This is a genomic window from Piscirickettsia salmonis LF-89 = ATCC VR-1361, assembly GCF_000297215.2.
Taxonomy (GTDB): domain Bacteria; phylum Pseudomonadota; class Gammaproteobacteria; order Piscirickettsiales; family Piscirickettsiaceae; genus Piscirickettsia; species Piscirickettsia salmonis.
Genome location: NZ_AMFF02000069.1, coordinates 79,062 through 85,320 on the forward strand (window position 1 = coordinate 79,062; position 6,259 = coordinate 85,320).

5 protein-coding genes are annotated in these 6,259 nt (G+C 42.3%); 1 reads left to right on the forward strand and 4 read right to left on the reverse strand.

Annotated elements, in window-relative coordinates; translation table 11 throughout:
- Nucleotides 1-109: 109 nt before the first annotated feature.
- Nucleotides 110-688, forward strand: a complete 579-nt coding sequence (locus tag C200_RS07415; protein WP_016211477.1) for an LOG family protein — start codon at nucleotides 110-112, stop codon at nucleotides 686-688.
- On the opposite strand, the gene mazG is transcribed toward C200_RS07415, so the two are convergent.
- From mazG to C200_RS07435, 4 genes are all read right to left on the reverse strand, one after another.
- On the reverse strand, nucleotides 668-1,483 hold the full coding sequence (gene mazG, locus C200_RS07420; RefSeq protein ID WP_016211478.1) for a nucleoside triphosphate pyrophosphohydrolase: 816 nt from the start codon (nucleotides 1,481-1,483) through the stop codon (nucleotides 668-670). The two genes, C200_RS07415 and mazG, sit on opposite strands and share 21 nt — an antisense overlap.
- A 16-nt stretch (nucleotides 1,484-1,499) precedes the next feature.
- Nucleotides 1,500-3,701 (reverse strand): GTP diphosphokinase, encoded by a 2,202-nt coding sequence (relA, locus tag C200_RS07425; RefSeq protein ID WP_032126518.1) that lies wholly within the window; start codon nucleotides 3,699-3,701, stop codon nucleotides 1,500-1,502.
- Between the two features lie 82 nt (nucleotides 3,702-3,783).
- A complete protein-coding gene (gene rlmD, locus C200_RS07430; RefSeq protein ID WP_016211474.1) occupies nucleotides 3,784-5,133 on the reverse strand; it encodes a 23S rRNA (uracil(1939)-C(5))-methyltransferase RlmD in 1,350 nt (449 codons plus the stop codon).
- Nucleotides 5,134-5,207: 74 nt separating this feature from the next.
- Complete coding sequence (locus C200_RS07435) at nucleotides 5,208-5,849, reverse strand: hypothetical protein (RefSeq protein ID WP_032126517.1); 642 nt, start codon at nucleotides 5,847-5,849, stop codon at nucleotides 5,208-5,210.
- Between the last annotated feature and the right edge of the window lie 410 nt (nucleotides 5,850-6,259).

Sequence of the window (6,259 nt, forward strand, 5' to 3'; positions counted from 1 at the left end):
ATATGCTCTCCTGTTTGAAAATGTTAACAGAAGATTCCAGTTATGAGTTGTCTCATTTTAAGGGAGGGTTACCGAAGGTTATGAGCGTCTTTCGCATATTAGTCCCTCTGTGAGTATTTTTGGTTCAGCACGCACCCCCTCATCCGATCCTCAATTTAAGCTTGCTCAACAAATCTCTGGTCGCCTTTCTGACGAAGGCTTTTCTATTGTCACCGGTGGCGGTCCTGGTATGATGGAAGCAGGTAACCTGGGTGCTTCAGAGGGAAAATCCCTCAGTATTGGCCTTAATATCCAGTTGCCTTTTGAAGAATGTAATAATCCTTATCAAGATATCAGCTTAAAATTCCGTCATTTTTTCTCACGTAAAACCATGTTTATTAAATACGCTTCAGCTTATGTCTGCATGCCTGGTGGTTATGGCACCCTGGACGAACTCAGCGAAATTCTTGTCCTAATCCAAACCGCCAAAGTACGTGCAATTCCCATTATCCTTGTCTGTTCTGAATTTTGGCAAGGACTCGTCAGCTGGTTCGATGACGTCTTAGTGAAACAAAAAATGATTTCCCCTGAAGATATGAACTTATTTGAAATGGCAGATACGCCTGATGAAGTCATAAAAATTATCAAAACGCACCATGCTGAAAATGACCTCGCTTCAGATCAACACTCACTGTCCGTCAGGCTTTAATGTCAGTTTGGCTTCACACCATAACTCATCCATTTTTTCAAGGCTAGCCTCATTGAGGCTAAGCTTTGCCTTTTTCAACTCATTTTCAATATAATTAAAACGCTGACGGAACTTACAACACGCTTGCTGCAGTGCCACCTCAGGATCAATATTCAGCACTCTGGCAACATTAACACTCGAAAACAGCACATCTGCCATCTCATCATGGACTAATACTTGATCACCTACTTTAACCGCATTGACCAACTCATCAATTTCTTCGTATAACTTATCAACAACCCCACTGACATCAGGCCAATCAAAACCCACTTTTGCAGCAATACGTTGCATTTTTAATGCTTTTTGCAACCCAGGCAAACAATCAGCCACATGATCTAATAATTGCATAGGCGCTTGCTGCTTTTCTTGATTTTTTATCTCTAGCCACGACTGCTCTGGATGATTGAGTCTGAACTGGGTTTTAACCTGCCCAGCCTGTCCATCGATATTATTAAATACATGAGCATGACGCTGTTTTAATTTTTTCTCTAGATGCCGTATCACCTCACCTAAACTGATAGCTTGATGATGAGCTTGCAATAACACTTGATACAATACATCAGCTAATTCATCCTTAATAAATAAAGAGTTTTTTGTACTAACGGCCGTGACCAACTCATAGGCTTCTTCAATAATGTAAGCCGTTAGTTGGTCAACAGACTGCTCGCTCAACCATGAATCTCCATGTACTTGATCCAGTAGTTGCTCAATAATAACTTCTATATTTAGCTTTGCACTTTTTTCTTCTGTACTCATAAATTCATCATGACGCTCATCGCTTACGCGTCACCTCCATGACCGAAGTAAGTTGTTGAATTTTATCTAATAACCGGCCAAGTATCGTCAAGCTTTCTACCTTAAGCGTGACTAAAACCACCGCGGGCTGACCTTTTTTCTCACGCTGGACATTTAAAGACTGTACTGATATTTTCTCACCGGATAATAACATCATCAACGCTTTGGTGGTATGATCAAGCTCAGTGCTCCAAATACAAATATCCACGGGATAAGACTGACATTCAACGTCTCCCCATTGCACTTCCACCAAACGTGATTTCTCTACATGCTCGAAGGCAACATTTGAGCAATTTTGTCGATGCACAGAAATACCGCGCCCCATCGTAATATAACCGACCACTTGATCTCCTGGAACCGGCTTACAGCAACGCGCCATATGTGTCATTAAATTATCAACACCGGCAACCACCACCTCACCGAGCTGAGCCTCTTTTTGCAATAAAGATACAGCGTGAGCAACAGGCATAAGCTCTTCTTTTTTATCGATACTCGGCTGTAAATAATTAAGCAATTGCAAAGGTCTCAGCTCGCCACAGGCCACACCAATGAAAATATCATCCACAGAGTGCATCTTATAACGCTCAGTCAACCGACCATAATCAATGTTTTCAATACCTAAACGCTCCGCCTCTCGCTCTAACAAGGCACGGCCTTCAATAATATTATCCTCACGGCGTAACTGCTTAAACCAAGAAGCAGCCTTATTACGTGCCCGTGTGGTTTTTAAATAACCTAAATGCGAGCTTAACCAATCACGGCTCGGCTGGCCATTTTTTGCGGTTAACACCTCAACACGATCGCCTGTTTTAAGCTCATAAGTTAATGGGACAATCACACCACCGACTTTAGCACCTTTACAGCGATGACCCACTTCGGTATGTACATGGTAAGCAAAATCTAATGGTGTTGCTCCACGTGGTAAATCCATTACATCCCCTTTGGGAGTAAAGATATATACCCGATCATCAACCACCTGTGCTTTTAAGTCTTCAATCGCATCATTGGCATCTGCAACCTCTTCTTGCCAATCAAGTAGCTGCCTTAACCAGTTAATTTTCGATTCATAACTCGCATCGTGCTTGACTCCTTCTTTGTAACGCCAATGCGCAGCAACACCCAACTCTGCTTCTTCATGCATATTGAAAGTCCGGATTTGCACTTCAACGGTTTTTCCTTCAGGCCCAACAACTGCGGTATGAATTGAGCGATAACCATTTTCTTTTGGCGTTGCAATATAGTCATCAAATTCTCGTGGAATATGCTTCCATAATGAATGCACAATTCCCAAGGCGGCATAACAATCTTTGACTTCACCGACCATAATACGCAAAGCACGAACATCATAAATTTCATCATACGCTAAGCTTTTTTTATGCATTTTGCGCCAAATGCTATAAATATGCTTAACGCGACCACTCACTTCGCCCTCAATATGTGCATTTGCTAAAGCACTTTCTAACTCATTGATAACATCACGAATATAGCGTTCACGATCCAAACGACGCTCATCAAGCAGTTTTGCTATGCGTTTATACGTCTCTTTTTCTAAATAGCGAAAAGCAAGGTCTTCCATTTCCCATTTTAGCTGCCCCACCCCCAAGCGATTGGCCAAAGGTGCATAAATCTCTTGCACATCTAAAGCGATTTGCTTGCGAACCGGCTCTGCTTCTTCTTTAATCACCCGTAATGCAAACGCACGTTCAGCCAGTTTCACTAGTACAATACGCACATCTTCAACCATAGAGAGCAGCATTTTACGCAAGCGATCCATCGAGGCCATATCTTGACCACGACGGATAGTCTGCATCGCTTCCATGCGCTTAACGCCCGTAACAATACGCACCAAAGCTGCAGAAGATAGCTCAGTTTCAATTACTTCACAGCTTACTGCACCGTAATAATACAGTGGGTAGATGATGGCAGCAGCAAAAGTTTCATGATCAACGTGCAGCTCAATCAAAATATCGGCCATCATCACGCCCTGATAATAAGCACTATGCCCACATAATGCAGCAGTTTCCCGTCCATATTGCTGTGCTAATTCACAGGCTTTCGCAATTAAGGTCATCTGCTCATCTTGATACCCTAAGGTCTCATGAACGCTGCTTAGCCAACTTTCAATCCGAGTCACATCCTCATCGAGTGAAGGACGCACATTCTCCCGCACTTGTACCATGAATATTACGCTCCACTATGATTCACTTGCAGATTTCTAGCCTAACATACTCTTACCCAACATACTCGCTCTAGACGTTGAATTATTTTTCAAATAATGCAATCGACTCAACATGAACGGTATGCGGAAACATATCCATCACCCCAGCCTTTTTTAGCTGATAACCTTTTTGAGCCAAAATGCCCGCATCACGTGATAATGTTGCGGGATTACAAGACACATAAACAATGCGCCTAGCACTAAAACGCTCTATATGATTCAGCAGCACATCCGCACCACTACGGGCAGGATCGAGTAAAATCAAATCATATTGCTCATCATACCAAGAGGCCTTATGCTCTGGCTGTGATAAGTCTGCCGCATAAAAGCGCACATTGTTTAAATTATTATGCTTGGCATTTTCATAGCCACGTTCAACCATGCGCTCACTACCTTCAACACCAACAACTTCTTTAGCACGTGTTGCAATCGGCAAGGTAAAATTGCCTAAACCACAGAATAAGTCCAATACTTTATCATCGTCACCAGGCGCCAGTAAATTCACTGCCAAAGGCACCATCTGACGATTGATCTCAGAATTAACCTGAGTAAAGTCACTGACATGAAATTTAAATTCAAGATTAAAGTCAGGCAAACAGTAAGATAAACGCTCTTGCCCAGGCAAGCGACCTGACACAGGCTCAGGGTAAATACGATGAATCGTCAGCGGACCTTTAGGTTGCAAGTACAGTTCAAAATTTAAACGCTGGCAGAACTCGATTAATGCTTTTAAATCATGATCGCTTAATGGCTCTAAATGACGAATAATCAGTGCGGTTTGATCATCCCCCACCACCACTTCAACTTGAGGAATCGTTTCTTTAGCATCAAGGCTTGAAAACATCACCTTAAATGCTTCTAAATGCTCACCAACATTTGCTGTTAATACCTGACAACTTGATAGGTCAGCTAAAAAACTGCTGTGTTTTTCCCGAAAACCGACTAAAACTTGCTCTTTTTTATGAACATAACGAACCCCTAAGCGTGCTCGACGACGATACGCCCAAGGCATTGTATTCACTAATGGCGCTAACACCTGCTCTGGCTGTATCTGACCAAAATGCTTAAGTTGCTCTAAAAGCGTATGTTGCTTAAAATCAATCTGCGCCTCTGGAGACATGTGCTGCAACGAGCATCCACCGCATAAATAAAAATGAGCACATTTTGCATCAACCCGTTCTCTTGAAGCTTGTATGACATCAAGCGTACGTGCTTCAGCAACTTTAGCACGACGCGATACATACTGAAAAACCACCTCTTCCTTAGGTAAAGCACCATCAACAAAGACAGTTCGTCCATCATGGTAAGCAATCCCTCTCCCCTCATGATCTATTTTATCAATGACTACTTGCACAGGCTCTTTAGGAACAGGTTTGTGTCGCCGTCTTGCCATTATGACCCTTCTTTACGCTCAACTATTCAATCAAAGGGGCCATTCTAGACTAAAAAAGCCGGTACTCCTAGAATTTAGCTCGCTTTAACATGGTCTAACACAGGCCCCAACTCCGCAACATGAAATTTAAACCCAGCAAGTTGCCCTCTTAAACCATGGTCTGTATAATTGATCTTCAATCCAGCAGTTTTTCGCCCTAATGACCAGTTATTTAACGCTTTAAACAAAGACTCTTCGACCGGCAAAACAGCAAAAAATTCACCGATAAGAGTCTCTTGCTTGTAGACATTCAATGCTAAGTTTTTCTTTTTATTCTGAGAGTCTTGATAATAGCGAACACCTAACGACCAGCGATTAACACCATCACCTAGCCATTGATGACCTGTTATAACAAATGAGTCCACCTGAATACCTTTGACCTTGCTCAACTTAAATCCAGTCACGGCAACTTTAGGGGACATCAATAACACCTCGGGAAAGCGCTTTAACTTCACTGTTACGTCATCCAATTGAAAACTACCATTTAAAAAAAAGGTAAACCCTGCATCTATTTTTTTATAACTTAAATTAAAAATTTCTGAGTTTATCTTTAAAGACAACACTTTTTGTAATTCATAACTGACAAGTACAGGCACTTCAAGACGGGCAACCCAATAAGTGATAACAATAGCCAAAAAACCTATCAGTAATAAAATACCAATCAATCCTTTCATCATTAAATATTCTCCTTCAAAATTTAGCCTAACATACCGTAAGCGTCGCTACCTCGGTAGGTATTTTGCACATCCAATGATGCAAAATCGCCGAGCAAAACGCGACGACTATAAACCCTCGGCTGTCCGCGTCACACAGCGTTACGTGCCTTGAATCGGCACACTCCACTACTGTGCTCTCACATGACTCTACGGTTCGTATAGATTTTTAGACACTCGTTACGCTTGCTACAGACCTAACGGCCTTTCGCAACTCCGCTCTGCTAAAAACCCGAACCTACCTCGGCCTACTCACCCCGTGCTTAGCACTCCATGGCTCGCAGCGACAGATGAGAATGATGTGGTTTGTTGGCATTATTCACACAGCAAAAGCGCTCATGTAAAGGGAATTAATATTTTGACAAGTATGGTGA